At 43.1% G+C, this 16,965-nt stretch carries 14 protein-coding genes and 3 tRNA genes; 15 read left to right on the top strand and 2 right to left on the bottom strand.

The features are described 5' to 3' along the window. Window positions 1-60: 60 nt before the first annotated feature. Both fusA and tuf (L0B53_RS06370) read left to right on the top strand, forming a co-directional pair. Window positions 61-2,163, top strand: coding sequence for an elongation factor G (gene fusA, locus L0B53_RS06375; protein ID WP_235061311.1), 2,103 nt, complete (start codon window positions 61-63; stop codon window positions 2,161-2,163). Window positions 2,164-2,226: 63 nt separating this feature from the next. Then, the gene (gene tuf, locus L0B53_RS06370) at window positions 2,227-3,411 is read left to right on the top strand and encodes an elongation factor Tu (RefSeq protein WP_235061306.1); all 1,185 of its coding nucleotides are present in this window, start codon (window positions 2,227-2,229) and stop codon (window positions 3,409-3,411) included. A gap of 179 nt (window positions 3,412-3,590) precedes the next feature. Here tuf (L0B53_RS06370) and L0B53_RS06365 read toward each other — a convergent pair whose 3' ends face one another. Next, on the bottom strand, window positions 3,591-4,034 hold the full coding sequence (locus tag L0B53_RS06365; RefSeq protein WP_235061310.1) for a GNAT family N-acetyltransferase: 444 nt from the start codon (window positions 4,032-4,034) through the stop codon (window positions 3,591-3,593). Window positions 4,035-4,107: 73 nt separating this feature from the next. On the opposite strand from L0B53_RS06365, the gene murB reads away from it, so the two are divergent. Continuing rightward, the gene (murB, locus tag L0B53_RS06360; RefSeq protein WP_235061309.1) at window positions 4,108-5,151 is read left to right on the top strand and encodes a UDP-N-acetylmuramate dehydrogenase; all 1,044 of its coding nucleotides are present in this window, start codon (window positions 4,108-4,110) and stop codon (window positions 5,149-5,151) included. A gap of 18 nt (window positions 5,152-5,169) precedes the next feature. Then, window positions 5,170-6,138 carry a bifunctional biotin--[acetyl-CoA-carboxylase] ligase/biotin operon repressor BirA gene (gene birA / locus L0B53_RS06355; RefSeq protein ID WP_235061308.1) on the top strand — a complete coding sequence of 323 codons (969 nt, stop codon included), beginning with the start codon at window positions 5,170-5,172 and terminating at the stop codon, window positions 6,136-6,138. A 113-nt stretch (window positions 6,139-6,251) separates the two neighbouring features. Here the strand turns inward: birA and coaA are convergent, their stop codons facing one another. Continuing rightward, window positions 6,252-7,196, bottom strand: a complete 945-nt coding sequence (gene coaA / locus L0B53_RS06350; RefSeq protein WP_235061307.1) for a type I pantothenate kinase — start codon at window positions 7,194-7,196, stop codon at window positions 6,252-6,254. A 193-nt stretch (window positions 7,197-7,389) separates the two neighbouring features. On the opposite strand from coaA, the gene L0B53_RS06345 reads away from it, so the two are divergent. The 11 genes from L0B53_RS06345 to rpoB all read left to right on the top strand — a co-directional run bounded on the left by L0B53_RS06345 (window position 7,390) and on the right by rpoB (window position 16,911). Continuing rightward, a tRNA-Thr gene (locus tag L0B53_RS06345) sits at window positions 7,390-7,465 on the top strand. A gap of 12 nt (window positions 7,466-7,477) precedes the next feature. Next, window positions 7,478-7,562, top strand: a tRNA-Tyr gene (locus L0B53_RS06340). 36 nt (window positions 7,563-7,598) lie between these two features. Then, window positions 7,599-7,673, top strand: a tRNA-Gly gene (locus L0B53_RS06335). A 192-nt stretch (window positions 7,674-7,865) separates the two neighbouring features. Further along, window positions 7,866-9,050, top strand: coding sequence for an elongation factor Tu (tuf, locus tag L0B53_RS06330; protein ID WP_235061306.1), 1,185 nt, complete (start codon window positions 7,866-7,868; stop codon window positions 9,048-9,050). A 231-nt stretch (window positions 9,051-9,281) separates the two neighbouring features. Beyond that, the gene (secE, locus tag L0B53_RS06325; protein WP_235061305.1) at window positions 9,282-9,659 is read left to right on the top strand and encodes a preprotein translocase subunit SecE; all 378 of its coding nucleotides are present in this window, start codon (window positions 9,282-9,284) and stop codon (window positions 9,657-9,659) included. A gap of 11 nt (window positions 9,660-9,670) precedes the next feature. Next, window positions 9,671-10,216, top strand: a complete 546-nt coding sequence (gene nusG / locus L0B53_RS06320) for a transcription termination/antitermination protein NusG (protein WP_235061304.1) — start codon at window positions 9,671-9,673, stop codon at window positions 10,214-10,216. A gap of 128 nt (window positions 10,217-10,344) precedes the next feature. Then, window positions 10,345-10,773, top strand: coding sequence for a 50S ribosomal protein L11 (gene rplK / locus L0B53_RS06315; protein WP_235061303.1), 429 nt, complete (start codon window positions 10,345-10,347; stop codon window positions 10,771-10,773). 4 nt (window positions 10,774-10,777) lie between these two features. Next, on the top strand, window positions 10,778-11,482 hold the full coding sequence (rplA, locus tag L0B53_RS06310) for a 50S ribosomal protein L1 (protein WP_235061302.1): 705 nt from the start codon (window positions 10,778-10,780) through the stop codon (window positions 11,480-11,482). 240 nt (window positions 11,483-11,722) lie between these two features. Next, window positions 11,723-12,217 carry a 50S ribosomal protein L10 gene (gene rplJ, locus L0B53_RS06305; protein ID WP_235061301.1) on the top strand — a complete coding sequence of 165 codons (495 nt, stop codon included), beginning with the start codon at window positions 11,723-11,725 and terminating at the stop codon, window positions 12,215-12,217. 54 nt (window positions 12,218-12,271) lie between these two features. Then, entirely contained in the window at window positions 12,272-12,634 is a 363-nt protein-coding gene (rplL, locus tag L0B53_RS06300; protein WP_235061300.1) for a 50S ribosomal protein L7/L12, read from the top strand. Window positions 12,635-12,882: 248 nt separating this feature from the next. Beyond that, window positions 12,883-16,911 carry a DNA-directed RNA polymerase subunit beta gene (gene rpoB, locus L0B53_RS06295; protein ID WP_235061299.1) on the top strand — a complete coding sequence of 1,343 codons (4,029 nt, stop codon included), beginning with the start codon at window positions 12,883-12,885 and terminating at the stop codon, window positions 16,909-16,911. Window positions 16,912-16,965 lie beyond the last annotated feature (54 nt).

Here is a 16,965-nt window from a genome sequence, read left to right as displayed (position 1 = left end):
ACATAGGCTGTGCTTTTCTCGTATTTCTAAGGCTCATGCCTTGGTTAGAGGAATAAAATCGTGGCTCGTAAAACTCCTATTGAGCGCTACCGAAATATCGGTATCTGTGCGCACGTAGACGCCGGTAAAACCACAACTACCGAGCGAATCCTGTTCTACACTGGTCTTTCTCATAAGATTGGTGAAGTACATGACGGGGCTGCAACCATGGATTGGATGGAGCAGGAGCAAGAACGTGGTATTACTATCACTTCTGCTGCTACTACAACCTTTTGGCGTGGTATGGAAGCTCAGTTCACCGATCATCGCATTAACATCATTGATACTCCAGGGCACGTTGACTTCACGATTGAAGTAGAACGTTCATTGCGTGTGCTTGATGGCGCGGTTGTTGTATTCTGTGGCTCGTCAGGTGTTGAACCTCAGTCTGAGACTGTATGGCGTCAAGCTGATAAATACCAAGTCCCACGTATCGTATTCGTTAATAAAATGGATCGTACGGGTGCAGACTTCCTACGTGTAATAGACCAAATTAAGAATCGTCTGGGCGCAACACCTGTTCCAATTCAATTAAATATTGGTGAGGAAGACGAGTTCAAAGGGGTTGTTGACCTCATTAAGATGAAGGCAATTGACTGGAATGATGAAGATATGGGTACGACGTTTACCTATAAAGACATTCCTGAAGATATGCTTGATCTTGCTGAAGAGTGGCGTACGAATTTAATTGAGACAGCGGCTGAAGCATCTGAAGAGTTAATGGATAAGTACCTTGAAGGTGAAGATCTATCTGAAGATGAAATCAAGCAAGCTCTACGTACTCGTACATTGAATAATGAAATTGTCCTTGCAACCTGTGGTTCAGCGTTCAAGAACAAAGGAGTTCAAGCAGTACTAGACGCCGTTGTAGATTATCTTCCGTCACCGGTTGATGTTCCAGCTATTAAAGGCTTGGACGATCACGAAAAAGATATTGAGCGTAACGCTGACGATAATGAACCATTTGCAGCCCTCGCGTTTAAAATCGCTACAGACCCATTTGTTGGTACGCTAACATTTATGCGCGTCTACTCAGGTGTGGTAAACACCGGCGACACTGTCTATAATTCAGTGAAAATGAAACGTGAGCGCATTGGTCGTATTGTTCAGATGCACTCAAACAAGCGTGAAGAAGTTAAAGAAATTCGCGCGGGTGATATCGCAGCAGCAATTGGTCTCAAAGATGTGACCACAGGTGAAACCTTATGTGACCAGAATCATAAAGTGGTTCTTGAGCGTATGGAATTCCCTGAGCCTGTTATTCAGATTGCGGTAGAACCACGTTCTCAAGCTGATCAGGATAAGATGGGACTTGCACTAGGTAAACTAGCAGCAGAAGATCCATCTTTCCGTGTGGAAACTGACGATGAATCTGGTCAAACGTTAATTTCAGGTATGGGTGAACTGCACCTTGATATTATCGTTGATCGCATGCGTCGTGAGTTCAGTGTGGAATGTAATGTCGGTAAACCTCAGGTCGCGTATCGAGAAACGATTCGCGGAAACTCTGACGTTGAAGGCAAATTTGTTCGACAGTCTGGTGGTCGAGGCCAATATGGTCACGTGTTGGTTAAATTTGAACCATCCGAAAAAGACTCAGGCTTTGAATTTGTTGACGAAATTGTGGGTGGCTCAGTACCGAAAGAATTTATCAGTTCTGTCGCCAAAGGTATCGAAGAACAGATGGGCAATGGTGTGCTAGCTGGTTTCCCAGTACTAGACATTAAAGCGACACTGTACGACGGTTCTTACCATGATGTTGACTCATCAGAAATGGCGTTCAAAATTGCAGGTGCGATGGCATTTAAAAATGGTATGCTAGAAGCTGATCCTGTGATTCTTGAACCAATGATGAAAGTTGAAGTAACCACTCCTGAAGACTGGATGGGTGACGTTGTTGGTGATTTAAATCGCCGCCGTGGTATGATTGAAGGCATGGATGAAGGTCCAGCAGGCTTGAAAATCATACGAGCTCAAGTACCCTTATCTGAAATGTTTGGTTATGCAACCGACCTGCGTTCTGCAACTCAGGGTCGTGCCTCTTACTCTATGGAGTTTAGTGAGTACGCTGAAGTGCCTAAGAACGTTGCAGACAGGATTGTACAATCCCGCTCTGCATACTAATTTATTCTCTTTGGAAAGTTCGGCATTGGTGCCGGACATTCTTAACTAGGAAGGAACACGATCGTGTCTAAAGAAAAATTCGAACGTACGAAACCGCATGTTAACGTTGGTACAATTGGCCACGTTGACCACGGTAAAACTACTCTAACAGCTGCAATCTGTACTACTTTATCAAAAGTATACGGTGGTGAAGCTAAAGATTTCGCATCAATCGATAACGCTCCAGAAGAGCGCGAGCGCGGTATCACAATCGCAACTTCACACGTAGAGTACGATACTCCGTCTCGTCACTACGCACACGTTGACTGTCCAGGACACGCCGATTATGTTAAAAACATGATCACTGGTGCTGCTCAAATGGACGGTGGTATCCTAGTAGTAGCAGCGACTGATGGCCCAATGCCACAGACTCGTGAGCACATCCTACTTGGTCGCCAGGTTGGTATTCCTTACATCATCGTATTCATGAACAAATGTGACATGGTTGATGATGAAGAGCTTCTAGAGCTAGTAGAAATGGAAGTTCGTGAACTTCTATCTGAGTACGACTTCCCAGGTGATGATCTACCAGTAATCCAAGGTTCAGCTCTTGGCGCACTACAAGGCGAAAAGCAGTGGGAAGATAAGATCGTTGAGCTTGCAGAAGCACTAGATACTTATATCCCAGAGCCAGAGCGTGCAGTAGACCTACCGTTCCTACTACCAATTGAAGATGTATTCTCAATCCAGGGTCGTGGTACAGTAGTAACTGGTCGTATCGAACGTGGAATCCTAAACGTAGGTAACGAAGTAGAAATCGTAGGTATTAAAGAGACAGTAACTACGACTTGTACTGGTGTTGAAATGTTCCGTAAGCTTCTAGACGAAGGTCGTGCTGGTGAGAACGTTGGTGCACTTCTACGTGGTACTAAGCGTGAAGACGTTGAACGTGGTCAAGTACTAGCAGCGCCTGGTTCAATCCACCCACACACTAAGTTCGAATCAGAAGTATACGTACTTTCTAAAGATGAAGGCGGCCGTCATACTCCGTTCTTCAAAGGCTACCGTCCACAGTTCTACTTCCGTACAACTGACGTAACTGGTACTATCGAATTACCAGAAGGCGTAGAAATGGTTATGCCTGGTGATAACATCCAAATGGTTGTTACACTAATCGCTCCAATCGCAATGGACGAAGGTCTACGTTTCGCTATCCGTGAGGGTGGTCGTACTGTAGGTGCTGGTGTTGTTGCTAAAATCTTCGAATAATATCGACGATTTTTATACAGCGTAAAAAAGGGAGCTTCGGCTCCCTTTTTGTATTTTATTGACTAGAAAATGAAGAAATAGAAAAATACAAAAGCGCTAATAGACAAAAAGTCGCGACTCGTTCCTAACTTCCTTTCCTTTTTTCTTTCTTGTTTACTGCTATTTCTGTCATTCATTATTTAAGCTTGATAAATCATCGGCACTAAATCTTTGCCACTTTGACAGTATGAGTGAAAGCGTGACGCTAACTCTGGCGGCAATTGTTCAGCATTGATTTCAACAAACTGATGACGTTGATAAAGGGGAACTAAATAGCGATAAGCAAAGCAGTAACAGATTTTCTCTTCCGTTACGGACTTAGTGGCAATCAGCAGTTGATCAGCAACGCCTTCACCTCGCAATTCTGGTATAACCAACATTCCCGTTAATAGCTGAATAGAGTCGGTGACCCGTTTATAGCGAACCGCACTGACAATCCCTTTGTTAGACTCTCCTATCCAGATAGTTTCATCTTTTTTCGGCTTGCCAGCGGGGTAATGATTCTTATAGAGGCGAGTCACCAATGGGAAACGAAGAGGTTCAAGAAGATGAAAGCGATAATCTGAGAATTTATCATTAAACATAAGTCTGTTAACACTGCGAGAAATTGAAATATACGCTAGAATAATCTATCTGTTACTTTATCACTATTTTAAAATGAAAATTTTATCTGATACCGATCTAGCACCACATCATACATTTGGCATCTCTGCCCAAGCGGCGGCAATTGTTGAAGCAGAATCAATGGCTGATCTTCTGGCTATTTGGCACGCTGACGATTATAAAAATCAAATAAAGCTTTATATTGGTCAAGGAAGTAATCTGCTATTTACCCAAGATTACCGTGGTGTGGTTATTCTCAACCGTTTAAAAGGGATTAACGTCTCTGAGGATACTGATAACTGGTATCTAGAAGTACAAGCCGGTGAAGATTGGCATCAATTTGTTACATGGTGTGTCGAACATGGTTATAACGGTTTAGAAAATCTGGCATTAATTCCGGGTTGTGTTGGTTCTTCACCCATTCAAAATATCGGTGCTTATGGTGTTGAAATAAAAGATGTCTGCCATTATGTCGATCTTTTGGATCTAGATAGTCAGCAAGTGACTCGATTATCGAATGAAGATTGTCAGTTTGGTTATCGTGAGTCTCGATTTAAACAAGATAAACAGGGCAATAAAGTGATTGTCCAAGTCGGTTTTAAACTCGCTAAACAGTGGCAACCTACTCTCAACTATGCAGGGCTTAATCATTTTGATAACCAAGTTGTGACTGCAAAAGAGGTATTTAATGCCGTTTGCCAAGTCCGTCAAAGTAAATTACCTGATCCTAAACAGATCGGTAATGCGGGAAGCTTTTTTAAAAACCCAGTAATAACTCAAGCTCAATCTGATACACTATTGATTCATTACCCTACGATGCCACATCACTTTGTTACAGGTGGTGTTAAAGTCGCAGCAGGTTGGTTGATTGATCAAGCTGGTTTAAAAGGTAAACAGATTGGTGGTGCACAAGTTCACCCAAAACAAGCATTAGTACTGACCAATACAGGCACTGCGACAGCACAAGATATTATTGACCTTGCCAGCTTTGTGGTTGAGCAAGTGAAGACAAAATTTTCAATAGAATTAGAGCATGAAGTTCGCTTTATGGCTGCGGATCGTGAAACCTCACTGTCTGAGCTGTTAGCCAAAAAATAAAGGAAGAGTTAAAAGATTATGGCTGACCATACAACACGATTAAAGTTAATTGAGATATTGAGTGACGGTGAGTTTCATTCCGGTGAGAAAATTGGTGAAGTGGTTGGGATTAGCCGTGCAGCGATTGGTAAGCATATTCGGATCCTTGAAAGCTGGGGCATTGAGTTAGAACGAGTTCAAGGAAAGGGATATCGAGTTACTCAGCCAATTACCTTGTTAGACGGTGAAATTATAGCGAGATTAGCACCTCAATGTCCTCAGTTAACGCTTTCGCCTGTTATTGACTCTACTAATCAATATATGTTGGATAATATTGCAGAGAGTAAGAAGGGCGCAGTTTGTTTGGCTGAATATCAGCAGAGTGGTCGAGGGCGTCGAGGACGTCAATGGCTTTCACCTTTTGGTTCTAATTTATATATGTCGATGTACTGGCGTTTAGATCAAGGTATTGCCGCTGCAATGGGTTTAAGTTTGGTTGTTGGGATTGCGGTAACAGAGGCGATTCGTCAACTAGGGGCTAAAGATGTGATGGTCAAGTGGCCAAATGATATTTATCATCAAGATAAAAAATTAGCGGGGATTCTGGTTGAGTTACGAGGACAAACTGGTGATGCTGCGCATTTAGTTATCGGTTTAGGCTTGAATGTCTCAATGCCTGATACCGATCAGCAGAGTATCATCACCCAGCCATGGAGTAACTTGGTGGATGCTTGTGATACTCAAATTGACCGTAATCAATTAGCGGCGCATATCATTACCCATTTAACCGATTATCTTCAACGATATGAACGAGAAGGGCTGGCAGGTTTTACTGAGCAATGGAATCAACTTGATAACTTTAAAGGTCGAGAAGTGAAAATTGTGATGGGTCATCAAGAGGTCTTTGGTATTGCGCAAGGAATTAATGAGAGTGGGGCATTACTGCTTGAAACTGATGATGGCGTGAAAAGTTTCATTGGTGGTGAAATTTCCCTAAGAGGTTGTTAGCGGTTTTCTCAACGAGTTTGCTATTGAGTCGATGAGCTAGGAGAGATGTTAACTTTCCTAGCCTATTTTTTATGAGACTTATCTAGTCAAACTGTCTTAAAAGTAATTCAACTTTATTTGCGAAGTTTAACTTGTTGAATCGCGTGATGAGAACCTTTGGTTAGCACCAAATCTGCGCGTTCCTTGGTCGGTAAAATATTTTGCAGCAAGTTTTTACCGTTGATCTCTGCCCAGATTGATTTAGCTTTAGTTGTGGCTTCTATTTCCGTTAACTTTGTATAGTGGTGAAAATAGGCGTTTGGATCGGTAAATGCGCCCGCTCTAAACTTCATAAAGCGATCTACATACCATTTCTCTAATAGTTCGACCTCTGCATCCACATAGAGGGAGAAGTCTAAAAAGTCAGAGATAAAGACCCGGTGTGGATCATGAGGATAATCCATCCCACTTTGTAAGACGTTTAACCCTTCAATAATGAGAATGTCTGGTTGTTCAACTGTTTTAGTTTGGTCTGGAATAATGTCATAAACCAGATGAGAGTAAACTGGGGCGTGTACCTGTTCTTTTCCCGATTTTATATCACTAACAAATTTGACTAATTGATGCATGTTGTAAGATTCAGGAAAGCCTTTTTTCCCCATAATCCCTTGCTCTTCAAGTACCTTATTTGGCTTAAGAAAACCATCAGTGGTAATTAATTCTACCTTTGGATGCTCAGGCCAACGAGTTAATAGCGTCTGCAAAAGCCTTGCGGTGGTGCTTTTACCAACAGCAACACTGCCAGCAATACCGATTATGTAAGGAATTTTAGGTTCGCTAGTAGAAAGGAACTTTTCTTGAACTATTGTGCGGCGCTGCTTAGCTTGCACATAGAGGTTTAATAATCTAGATAGTGGGAGATAGATATCAACAACTTCATCAAGAGAAATACGATCGTTAATTCCTCTTAATGCATCAAGTTCTTCTTCAGTTAATGTCATTGGTACCGTGTTGCGAAGTTCTGCCCACTGCTGACGATTAAAAGAGAGGTATGGCGTTGTCATCATGTTATCAATCATTTATCGAAGTTATTAAAAAATAGGAGGGAGAATATACCATTTTGATCCTAATAAAAGTAATTAAATTGTATCAAATCAGTATATTTGCGAACTGGGTTGTATGAATATTGGGCGGCTGATGAGAAAAAATTGATTATTTATCAATAAATGCTTGCAAGGTAAAAACGGTTTTAATAGAATGCGCAGCAATTAAGCCGACTTAGCTCAGTAGGTAGAGCAACTGACTTGTAATCAGTAGGTCACCAGTTCGACTCCGGTAGTCGGCACCAAATTTTACTCGTGGAGGGGTTCCCGAGTGGCCAAAGGGATCAGACTGTAAATCTGACGGCTCCGCCTTCGAAGGTTCGAATCCTTCCCCCTCCACCATCTATTTTGTTTGAATAGCGCTACGAGTTTCGAGATGCGGGCATCGTATAATGGCTATTACCTCAGCCTTCCAAGCTGATGATGCGGGTTCGATTCCCGCTGCCCGCTCCACATCTTTTATAAGATGTGCTGATAGACCTCAAAACTTGAGCGTCCCCTTGACTAGAGGGAACTTATTTCGATTAAGGATCAGTACATCTCTAGCCTCAAGACAATTCAAACATTTTTAGTGTATACTCAAGAAACCTTAATTGGTCGTGTGGTCATAATGCCACCGATTTCCGTGCTTAGAAGGGACAAACCATGTCTAAAGAAAAATTTGAACGTACGAAACCGCACGTTAACGTAGGTACAATCGGCCACGTTGACCACGGTAAAACTACCCTAACAGCTGCAATCTGTACTACTTTATCAAAAGTATACGGTGGTGAAGCTAAAGATTTCGCATCAATCGATAACGCTCCAGAAGAGCGCGAGCGCGGTATCACAATCGCAACTTCACACGTAGAGTACGATACTCCGTCTCGTCACTACGCACACGTTGACTGTCCAGGACACGCCGATTATGTTAAAAACATGATCACTGGTGCTGCTCAAATGGACGGTGGTATCCTAGTAGTAGCAGCGACTGATGGCCCAATGCCACAGACTCGTGAGCACATCCTACTTGGTCGCCAGGTTGGTATTCCTTACATCATCGTATTCATGAACAAATGTGACATGGTTGATGATGAAGAGCTTCTAGAGCTAGTAGAAATGGAAGTTCGTGAACTTCTATCTGAGTACGACTTCCCAGGTGATGATCTACCAGTAATCCAAGGTTCAGCTCTTGGCGCACTACAAGGCGAAAAGCAGTGGGAAGATAAGATCGTTGAGCTTGCAGAAGCACTAGATACTTATATCCCAGAGCCAGAGCGTGCAGTAGATCTACCGTTCCTACTACCAATTGAAGATGTATTCTCAATCCAGGGTCGTGGTACAGTAGTAACTGGTCGTATCGAACGTGGTATCCTAAACGTAGGTAACGAAGTAGAAATCGTAGGTATTAAAGAGACAGTAACTACGACTTGTACTGGTGTTGAAATGTTCCGTAAGCTTCTAGACGAAGGTCGTGCTGGTGAGAACGTTGGTGCACTTCTACGTGGTACTAAGCGTGAAGACGTTGAACGTGGTCAAGTACTAGCAGCGCCTGGTTCAATCCACCCACATACTAAGTTCGAATCAGAAGTATACGTACTTTCTAAAGATGAAGGCGGCCGTCATACTCCGTTCTTCAAAGGCTACCGTCCACAGTTCTACTTCCGTACAACTGACGTAACTGGTACTATCGAATTACCAGAAGGCGTAGAAATGGTTATGCCTGGTGATAACATCCAAATGGTTGTTACACTAATCGCTCCAATCGCAATGGACGAAGGTCTACGTTTCGCTATCCGTGAGGGTGGTCGTACTGTAGGCGCTGGTGTTGTTGCTAAAATCTTCGAATAAGATTTGACTAAACACTAGAAAAAAGGGCATCATTTGATGCCCTTTTTCTGCGTTGTCTTTTATTTCTGTATAAAAACAGAACAAACAGCAACAAGAGCAAAGACATTGATTGACTAAAAACTCAACAGAATTAAAGTGTTAAGAACAATTTCGGGTTTTTTTTACAATTAATTTCGCGAGCGATGAAGCCTAGCTTTGTCATAATTTTTAGATTGGTTACAGGTTGGTTATATGAAATCGAATACCGAAACTCCAAGCGAAAGCGGCGCATTAAATGCCATTAAATGGCTAGTTGCTTTTGCGTTTGCTGGTGCAGCGGTAGTAGGTAATTACCTGTACAGTGATATGTCTGTTGTTATCCGTGTTGCTGGTGTAGTCGTGTTAATTGCACTAGCATTAGGTGTTGCAGCAACCACAATAAAAGGTAAAGCGACCATTGCATTTGCACATGAATCGCGCATGGAAGTTCGTAAAGTTGTTTGGCCTACCCGCCAAGAGACATTACAAACGACTCTTATTGTATTGGCAGTCACTGTTGTTATGGCGTTAGCCCTTTGGGGTATAGACGGCATCATGGTGCGTTTAATTCGCCTAATTACCGGCGTGTGAGGTAGAAACTGATGAGTGAAGCTCCGAAAAAAAGATGGTACGTTGTGCAGGCATTTTCTGGATTTGAAGGAAGAGTTGCACAATCGTTAAAAGAACATATCAAAATGCATGACATGGATCAGTACTTTGGTGAGGTACTTGTACCGACTGAAGAAGTTGTTGAAATGCGCGCAGGTCAACGCCGCAAGAGTGAACGTAAATTCTTCCCAGGCTATGTTCTTGTTCAAATGGTTATGAACGATGAGTCTTGGCACTTAGTACGTAGTATTCCACGTGTTATGGGCTTTATTGGTGGAACGTCTGACCGTCCAGCACCGATTTCAGATAGAGAAGCGGATGCTATTTTGAATCGTCTTAAGCAAGCGAGCGAATCTCCTCGTCCAAGAACTCTGTTTGAAGCGGGTGAAGTGGTTCGAGTTACTGATGGCCCATTCGCTGACTTCAACGGTACCGTTGAAGAAGTTGATTACGATAAGAGTCGCGTGAAAGTTTCTGTATCTATTTTTGGTCGTGCAACACCGGTTGAACTTGAGTTCAGCCAAGTTGAAAAGAACTGATCAAAAAAACAGCAATGACAGTATTGGCAAGAGTGTGAAATTAGCATATAATTTCGCGCCCTTTCGTTAGACGGGGAGCTAATCTATTAACGGATTAGCGTTCGAACCCAAATTTAGGTAAATATAAAATGGCTAAGAAAGTAGAAGCTTATATCAAGCTGCAAGTTGCAGCTGGTGCAGCAAACCCAAGTCCACCAGTTGGTCCAGCACTAGGTCAACACGGTGTTAACATCATGGAATTCTGTAAAGCGTTTAACGCAAAAACAGATTCTCTTGAGAAAGGTCTACCTACTCCAGTAATCATTACTGTATATAGTGACCGTTCTTTCACATTCATTACTAAGACTCCACCTGCTGCTGTTCTTCTTAAGAAAGCTGCTGGCGTTAAGTCTGGTTCTGGTCGTCCAAACACTGAAAAAGTGGGTACTGTAACTGACGCTCAAATCCAAGAGATTGCTGAGACTAAAGCTGCGGACATGACTGGCGCTGATGTTGAAGCGATGAAACGTTCTATTGCGGGTACTGCTCGTTCAATGGGCCTAGTGGTAGAGGGTTAATATAATGGCTAAACTAACTAAGCGTATGCGCGTAATCCGCGACAAAGTTGATGTTACTAAAGAGTATGAAATCAACGAAGCTATCGCACTTCTTAAAGAGCTAGCAACTGCTAAGTTCACTGAAAGTGTTGACGTTGCTGTAAACCTAGGCATCGATGCACGTAAATCAGACCAAAACGTACGTGGCGCAACTGTGCTACCACACGGTACTGGTCGTGATATCCGTGTTGCAGTATTCACTCAGGGTGCAAACGCTGAAGCTGCAAAAGAAGCTGGCGCAGACATCATCGGTATGGATGACCTAGCGGCACAAGTTAAGAAAGGCGAAATGAACTTTGACGTAGTTATCGCATCTCCAGATGCAATGCGCGTTGTAGGTCAGCTTGGTCAGATTCTTGGTCCACGTGGTCTTATGCCAAACCCGAAAGTTGGTACTGTAACTCCTAACGTTGCTGAAGCAGTTAAAAATGCTAAAGCTGGTCAGGTTCGTTACCGTAACGACAAGAACGGTATCATCCATACTACTATCGGTAAGGTTGATTTCGAAGCTGATAAGCTTCAAGCAAATTTAGAATCTCTACTTGTTGCACTGAAGAAAGCTAAGCCTTCTTCTGCAAAAGGTACTTTCATTAAGAAAGTAAGCATCTCTACCACTATGGGTGCAGGTGTTGCGTTAGATCAGACTGTTCTGAACACTACCGTACTATAATTTGCAAAGATCGCAAATTAGTGTATAATTTGCGACCTTATTTATGGCTGAAGCTGGTTTACTAGCTTCCGTCTAAGACCGTAGGCGTTCATTGAACTTAATATTACCTACGTAGACGGTGCCAGAACATGATTGATTTATCTCTATCTTGGATCTGCACCGTAAGTTCACTCTGACTAATTTTAGTTTTGAGTGGTGTAACTACCGGTTTTATCCGGAAAATCCAGGAGCAAAAATCCAATGGCTTTAAATCTTCAAGACAAGCAAGCAATTGTTGCTGAAGTTAACGAAGCAGCCAATGGTGCCCTGTCTGCAGTTGTTGCTGACTCTCGCGGTGTTGCTGTTGACGCAATGACTTCTCTACGTAAACAAGCTCGTGAAGCTGGTGTTTACATGAAAGTCGTTCGTAACACATTAGCACGTCGTGCAGTAGAAGGTACGGAATTCGAATGTCTTCAAGAGACTTTCGTAGGTCCATCTCTAATTGCATTCTCTAACGAGCACCCAGGTGCTGCAGCGCGTCTTTTTAAAGACTTCGCTAAAGAGAATGAGCACTTTGAGATCAAAAACGCTGCATTCGAAGGCGCTATTGCTGACGCTGAAATTCTAGCGACACTACCAACTTACGACGAAGCTATTGCACGCCTAATGATGTGCATGAAAGAAGCTTCAGCTGGCAAGCTGGTACGTACTATCGCTGCTGTTCGCGACCAAAAAGAAGAGACTGCGGCATAAGCCTGCACTTCTGGTTGCTAATTAAATTAATTGTTGACTTAAAAGAGAATTGTTATGTCTATTACACAAGATCAAATCCTAGACGCAGTTGCAGAAATGTCTGTAATGCAAGTTGTTGAACTAATCGAAGCAATGGAAGAGAAGTTCGGCGTAACTGCTGCTGCTGCTGTTGTTGCTGGCGGTGCTGCTGAAGCTGTTGAAGAGCAAACTGAATTCGACGTAATTCTAACTGCTGCTGGTCCTAACAAAGTATCTACTATCAAAGCTGTTCGCGGTGCGACTGGCCTTGGTCTTAAAGAAGCTAAAGGACTTGTTGACGGCGCACCTGCTGCTGTTAAAGAAGGCGTTGACAAAGCTGAAGCTGAAGCTCTTAAAGCACAGCTTGAAGAAGCTGGCGCTTCAGTTGAAGTTAAGTAATTATAGCTTAGCTTCCTAGCCCTTACCGGCTATGGCTGGTGGTTTATTAACCACCGGCCTTTTTGCGCTGTAGGACGATGTCATTTTTCACACTATTTTTAGTGGTGTCGTTCAGCAAAGATAGTATAAATTACTCTATACTATCCCTACACAAATAGTGTTGTTAGTCTACTATCCCGCTCTTTCTTGCTTTATGAAGAGAAATGAATGGATAGTTTGGGTCACTTATCAGCGAGCTGAGGAACCCTATGGTTTACTCTTATACCGAGAAAAAGCGTATCCGCAAGGATTTTGGTCAACGTCCACAAGTACTGGATGTACCATACCTGCTGTCTATCCAGCTTGACTCTTTCGAAAAGTTTATCGGGCAGGATCCGGAAGGCCAACATGGCTTTGAAGCAGCATTTCGTTCCGTATTCCCTATTCAAAGCTATAACGGTAACTCTGAGCTAAAATATGTTAGCTACCGTCTTGGCGAACCAGTATTTGATGTTAAAGAATGTCAGATCCGTGGTGTGACTTATTCTGCTTCACTGCGTGTGAAGTTGCAATTAGTGACATACGATAAAGACGCGCCATCTCAAACTGTTAAAGACATTAAAGAAGATGAAGTCTACATGGGTGAAATTCCACTCATGACAGACAACGGTACTTTTGTTATCAATGGTACTGAAAGGGTTATCGTTTCACAGCTACACCGTAGCCCTGGTGTATTTTTCGATAGCGATAAGGGTAAGACTCATTCCTCAGGGAAAGTGCTTTATAATGCACGAGTGATTCCTTACCGTGGTTCATGGTTAGACTTTGAATTCGATCCAAAAGATAACTTATTTGTACGTATTGACCGTCGTCGTAAATTACCGGCGTCTATCATGCTACGTGCACTTGGGTTTGAAAGAGATGAAGAGATCTTAGATCTGTTCTTCAAGCGTATCCAATTCCAAGTTACTGGCCAAGGCTTAGTCATGGAGCTTGTTCCTGAACGTCTACGTGGCGAAACAGCAACATTCGACATCAAAGCTAACGGTAAAACTTATGTAGAACAAGGTCGTCGTATTACCGCTCGCCATATTCGTCAATTGACGAAAGATGGTATCGAGAATATCGAAGTGCCTGTTGAATATGTTGTAGGCAAAGTATCTGCTCGTGACTATATCAATAAAGACACTGGCGAACTGATTGTTGCTGCAAACCAAGAATTAGGTTTAGAAAGCATTGCTAACCTGTCTCAAGCTGGATTTAAAGAGTTTGAAACACTGTTTACCAATGAACTAGACCAAGGTCCTTACATGTCAACGACATTGCGCGTTGATGATGCTAAAGACCGCATGGCTGCATTGTGGGAAATTTACCGCATGATGCGCCCAGGCGAGCCACCAACAAATGATGCAGCAGAGAAGTTGTTCCACGACCTGTTCTTCAGCGATGATCGTTATGATCTATCTGCTGTAGGTCGTATGAAGTTCAACCGCTCATTACTGCGTGATGAAGTGACAGGCCCTGGTATCTTAGATAAAAATGACATCATTGAAGTTATGCGCAAGCTAATCGATATCCGTAATGGTATCGGTGAAGTCGATGATATCGATCACCTTGGTAACCGTCGTATTCGTAGCGTTGGTGAGATGGCTGAAAACCAATTCCGTGTTGGCCTTGTTCGTGTAGAACGTGCCGTGCGTGAGCGTTTAAGTCTTGGTGATCTAGATGCAATTATGCCATCTGATCTAATTAATGCGAAGCCGATTTCGGCAGCAGTGAAAGAGTTCTTTGGCTCATCACAGCTTTCGCAGTTTATGGATCAGAACAACCCATTATCAGAAGTTACGCACAAACGTCGTATTTCTGCATTGGGTCCAGGTGGTTTAACACGTGAGCGTGCTGGTTTCGAAGTTCGAGACGTACACCCTACTCACTACGGTCGTCTATGTCCGATCGAAACACCTGAAGGACCGAACATCGGTCTAATTAACTCACTATCTGCATTCGCACAGTGTAATGATTATGGTTTCCTAGAGACGCCGTATCGCCGTGTTGTTGATGGTGTGGTTACAGCAGAAGTAGATTACTTATCTGCTATCGAAGAAGGCCAATATGTTATCGCTCAGGCGAACTCGGCACTTCTTGAAGATGGTACCTTTGATGAAGAGCTAGTAACTGCTCGTCAAAAAGGTGAGTCAGGATTACACCCTCGTGCAAATGTTCAGTATATGGATGTTGCAACAAACCAGGTTGTATCTGTAGCTGCATCGCTAATCCCGTTCCTAGAACACGATGATGCGAACCGTGCCTTAATGGGTGCGAACATGCAACGTCAGGCTGTTCCTACACTAAGAGCTGATAAGCCGCTAGTGGGTACAGGTATTGAACGTGCAGTAGCAATTGACTCAGGTGTAACTGCGGTTGCTAAACGTGGTGGTATTGTTGAATCTGTAGATGCATCTCGCATCGTTGTACGAGTTAACGAAGATGAGTTAATTCCTGGCGAAGCTGGCATCGACATCTATAATTTAACTAAGTACACCCGTTCAAACCAGAACACTTGTATTAACCAGCGTCCATGTGTGATGCCTGGTGAGCGTGTTGTGAAACGTGATGTTCTTGCTGATGGTCCTTCAACTGACCTTGGTGAATTGGCACTTGGCCAAAACATGCGTATCGCATTCATGCCTTGGAATGGTTATAACTTCGAGGATTCAATCCTTGTCTCTGAGCGTGTTGTTCAGGAAGACCGTTTCACAACTATCCACATTCAGGAGCTATCTTGTACTGCTCGTGATACTAAGTTGGGTAGTGAAGAAATTACAGCGGATATCCCTAACGTGGGTGAAGCTGCACTGTCTAAGCTTGATGAATCTGGTATCGTTTATATCGGTGCGGAAGTGAAAGGCGGTGATATTCTGGTTGGTAAAGTAACACCTAAAGGTGAAACTCAGCTAACACCAGAAGAGAAATTACTACGAGCTATCTTTGGTGAGAAAGCGTCTGATGTTAAAGACTCTTCTCTACGTGTTCCTAACAGTATTTCTGGTACGATCATTGACGTACAAGTATTTACTCGTGAAGGCGTTGAAAAAGATAAGCGCGCGCTTGAAATTGAAGCAATGCAGCTGAAAGAAGCGAAGAAAGATTTAACCGAAGAACATCAAATCTTCATCGGTGGTCTGAAAGCGCGTGCTGTATCTCTACTTCAAACAGCAGGTTACTCTGAAGAAAAACTAGCAAACATGGATTTAAACACCATGTTAGCTCAGACTCTACAAGACGAAGAGCAGCAAACGCAGCTAGAGCAACTTCATGAGCAACGTGAAGAACTTAACAAAGAGTTCGAAGAGAAGTTAGAGCACAAGCGTCGTAAGATTACTAAAGCTGATGATCTAGCACCTGGCGTATTGAAGAATGTTAAAGTTTACCTAGCGGTTAAGCGTCGCATTCAGCCTGGTGATAAGATGGCGGGACGTCACGGTAACAAAGGTGTAATCTCTAAGATTAACCCTGTTGAAGATATGCCGTACGACAAGACTGGTCAGACTGTTGATATCGTGTTGAACCCACTGGGTGTACCATCACGTATGAACATCGGTCAGATCCTTGAGACTCATATGGGTCTAGCCGCGAAAGGTATCGGTGACAAGATCAACAAGATGTTGAAACAGCAGCAAGAGCTTCACAAGTTCCGTGATCTATTGCAGCAAGTTTATAATCTTGGTGATACGCGTCAGAAGATCGATATCGCAGCATTATCTGATGATGAAGTTCATACACTGATTGGAAACCTTCGTGGTGGTCTACCAATTGCAACGCCAGTATTTGATGGCGCGCCAGAAGCTCAAATTAAAGAGCTACTGAAATTAGGTGACCTACCAGAATCTGGTCAGTTAGAGCTATTTGATGGTCGTACTGGTGATAAGTTTGAGCGTCCTGTAACTGTTGGTTACATGTACATGCTGAAACTGAACCACTTAGTTGACGATAAGATGCACGCCCGTTCAACTGGGTCGTACAGCTTAGTTACGCAGCAACCGTTGGGTGGTAAAGCTCAGTTCGGTGGACAGCGTTTCGGTGAGATGGAAGTGTGGGCACTTGAAGCATATGGTGCTGCATATACTCTACAGGAAATGCTAACCGTTAAGTCAGATGACGTAAACGGCCGTACTAAGATGTATAAAAATATCGTTGATGGCGATCATCGCATGGAACCAGGCATGCCGGAATCATTTAACGTACTGTTAAAAGAAATCCGCTCGTTAGGTATCAACATCGAGTTGGACGACGAATAAACCATTAGGTTTATTCTTCTCCGGTAGTAGTATGTAGGTGCTTGTTCACTACAA

The organism is Vibrio sp. SS-MA-C1-2 (genome assembly GCF_021513135.1).
Taxonomy (GTDB): domain Bacteria; phylum Pseudomonadota; class Gammaproteobacteria; order Enterobacterales; family Vibrionaceae.
This window is presented reverse-complemented; position numbering and strand designations above follow the sequence as displayed.

Excerpts from the sequence above, each read along its gene's own strand:
- tuf (WP_235061306.1), top strand. The coding sequence starts at position 7,866 with ATGTCTAAAGAAAAATTTGAACGTACGAAACCGCACGTTAACGTAGGT.
- rplA (WP_235061302.1), top strand. The coding sequence starts at position 10,778 with ATGGCTAAACTAACTAAGCGTATGCGCGTAATCCGCGACAAAGTTGAT.
- rplK (WP_235061303.1), top strand. The coding sequence starts at position 10,345 with ATGGCTAAGAAAGTAGAAGCTTATATCAAGCTGCAAGTTGCAGCTGGT.
- rplJ (WP_235061301.1), top strand. The coding sequence starts at position 11,723 with ATGGCTTTAAATCTTCAAGACAAGCAAGCAATTGTTGCTGAAGTTAAC.
- coaA (WP_235061307.1), bottom strand. The coding sequence starts at position 7,196 with ATGATTGATAACATGATGACAACGCCATACCTCTCTTTTAATCGTCAG.
- L0B53_RS06365 (WP_235061310.1), bottom strand. The coding sequence starts at position 4,034 with ATGTTTAATGATAAATTCTCAGATTATCGCTTTCATCTTCTTGAACCT.
- nusG (WP_235061304.1), top strand. The coding sequence starts at position 9,671 with ATGAGTGAAGCTCCGAAAAAAAGATGGTACGTTGTGCAGGCATTTTCT.
- rpoB (WP_235061299.1), top strand. The coding sequence starts at position 12,883 with ATGGTTTACTCTTATACCGAGAAAAAGCGTATCCGCAAGGATTTTGGT.
- rplL (WP_235061300.1), top strand. The coding sequence starts at position 12,272 with ATGTCTATTACACAAGATCAAATCCTAGACGCAGTTGCAGAAATGTCT.
- murB (WP_235061309.1), top strand. The coding sequence starts at position 4,108 with ATGAAAATTTTATCTGATACCGATCTAGCACCACATCATACATTTGGC.
- secE (WP_235061305.1), top strand. The coding sequence starts at position 9,282 with ATGAAATCGAATACCGAAACTCCAAGCGAAAGCGGCGCATTAAATGCC.
- birA (WP_235061308.1), top strand. The coding sequence starts at position 5,170 with ATGGCTGACCATACAACACGATTAAAGTTAATTGAGATATTGAGTGAC.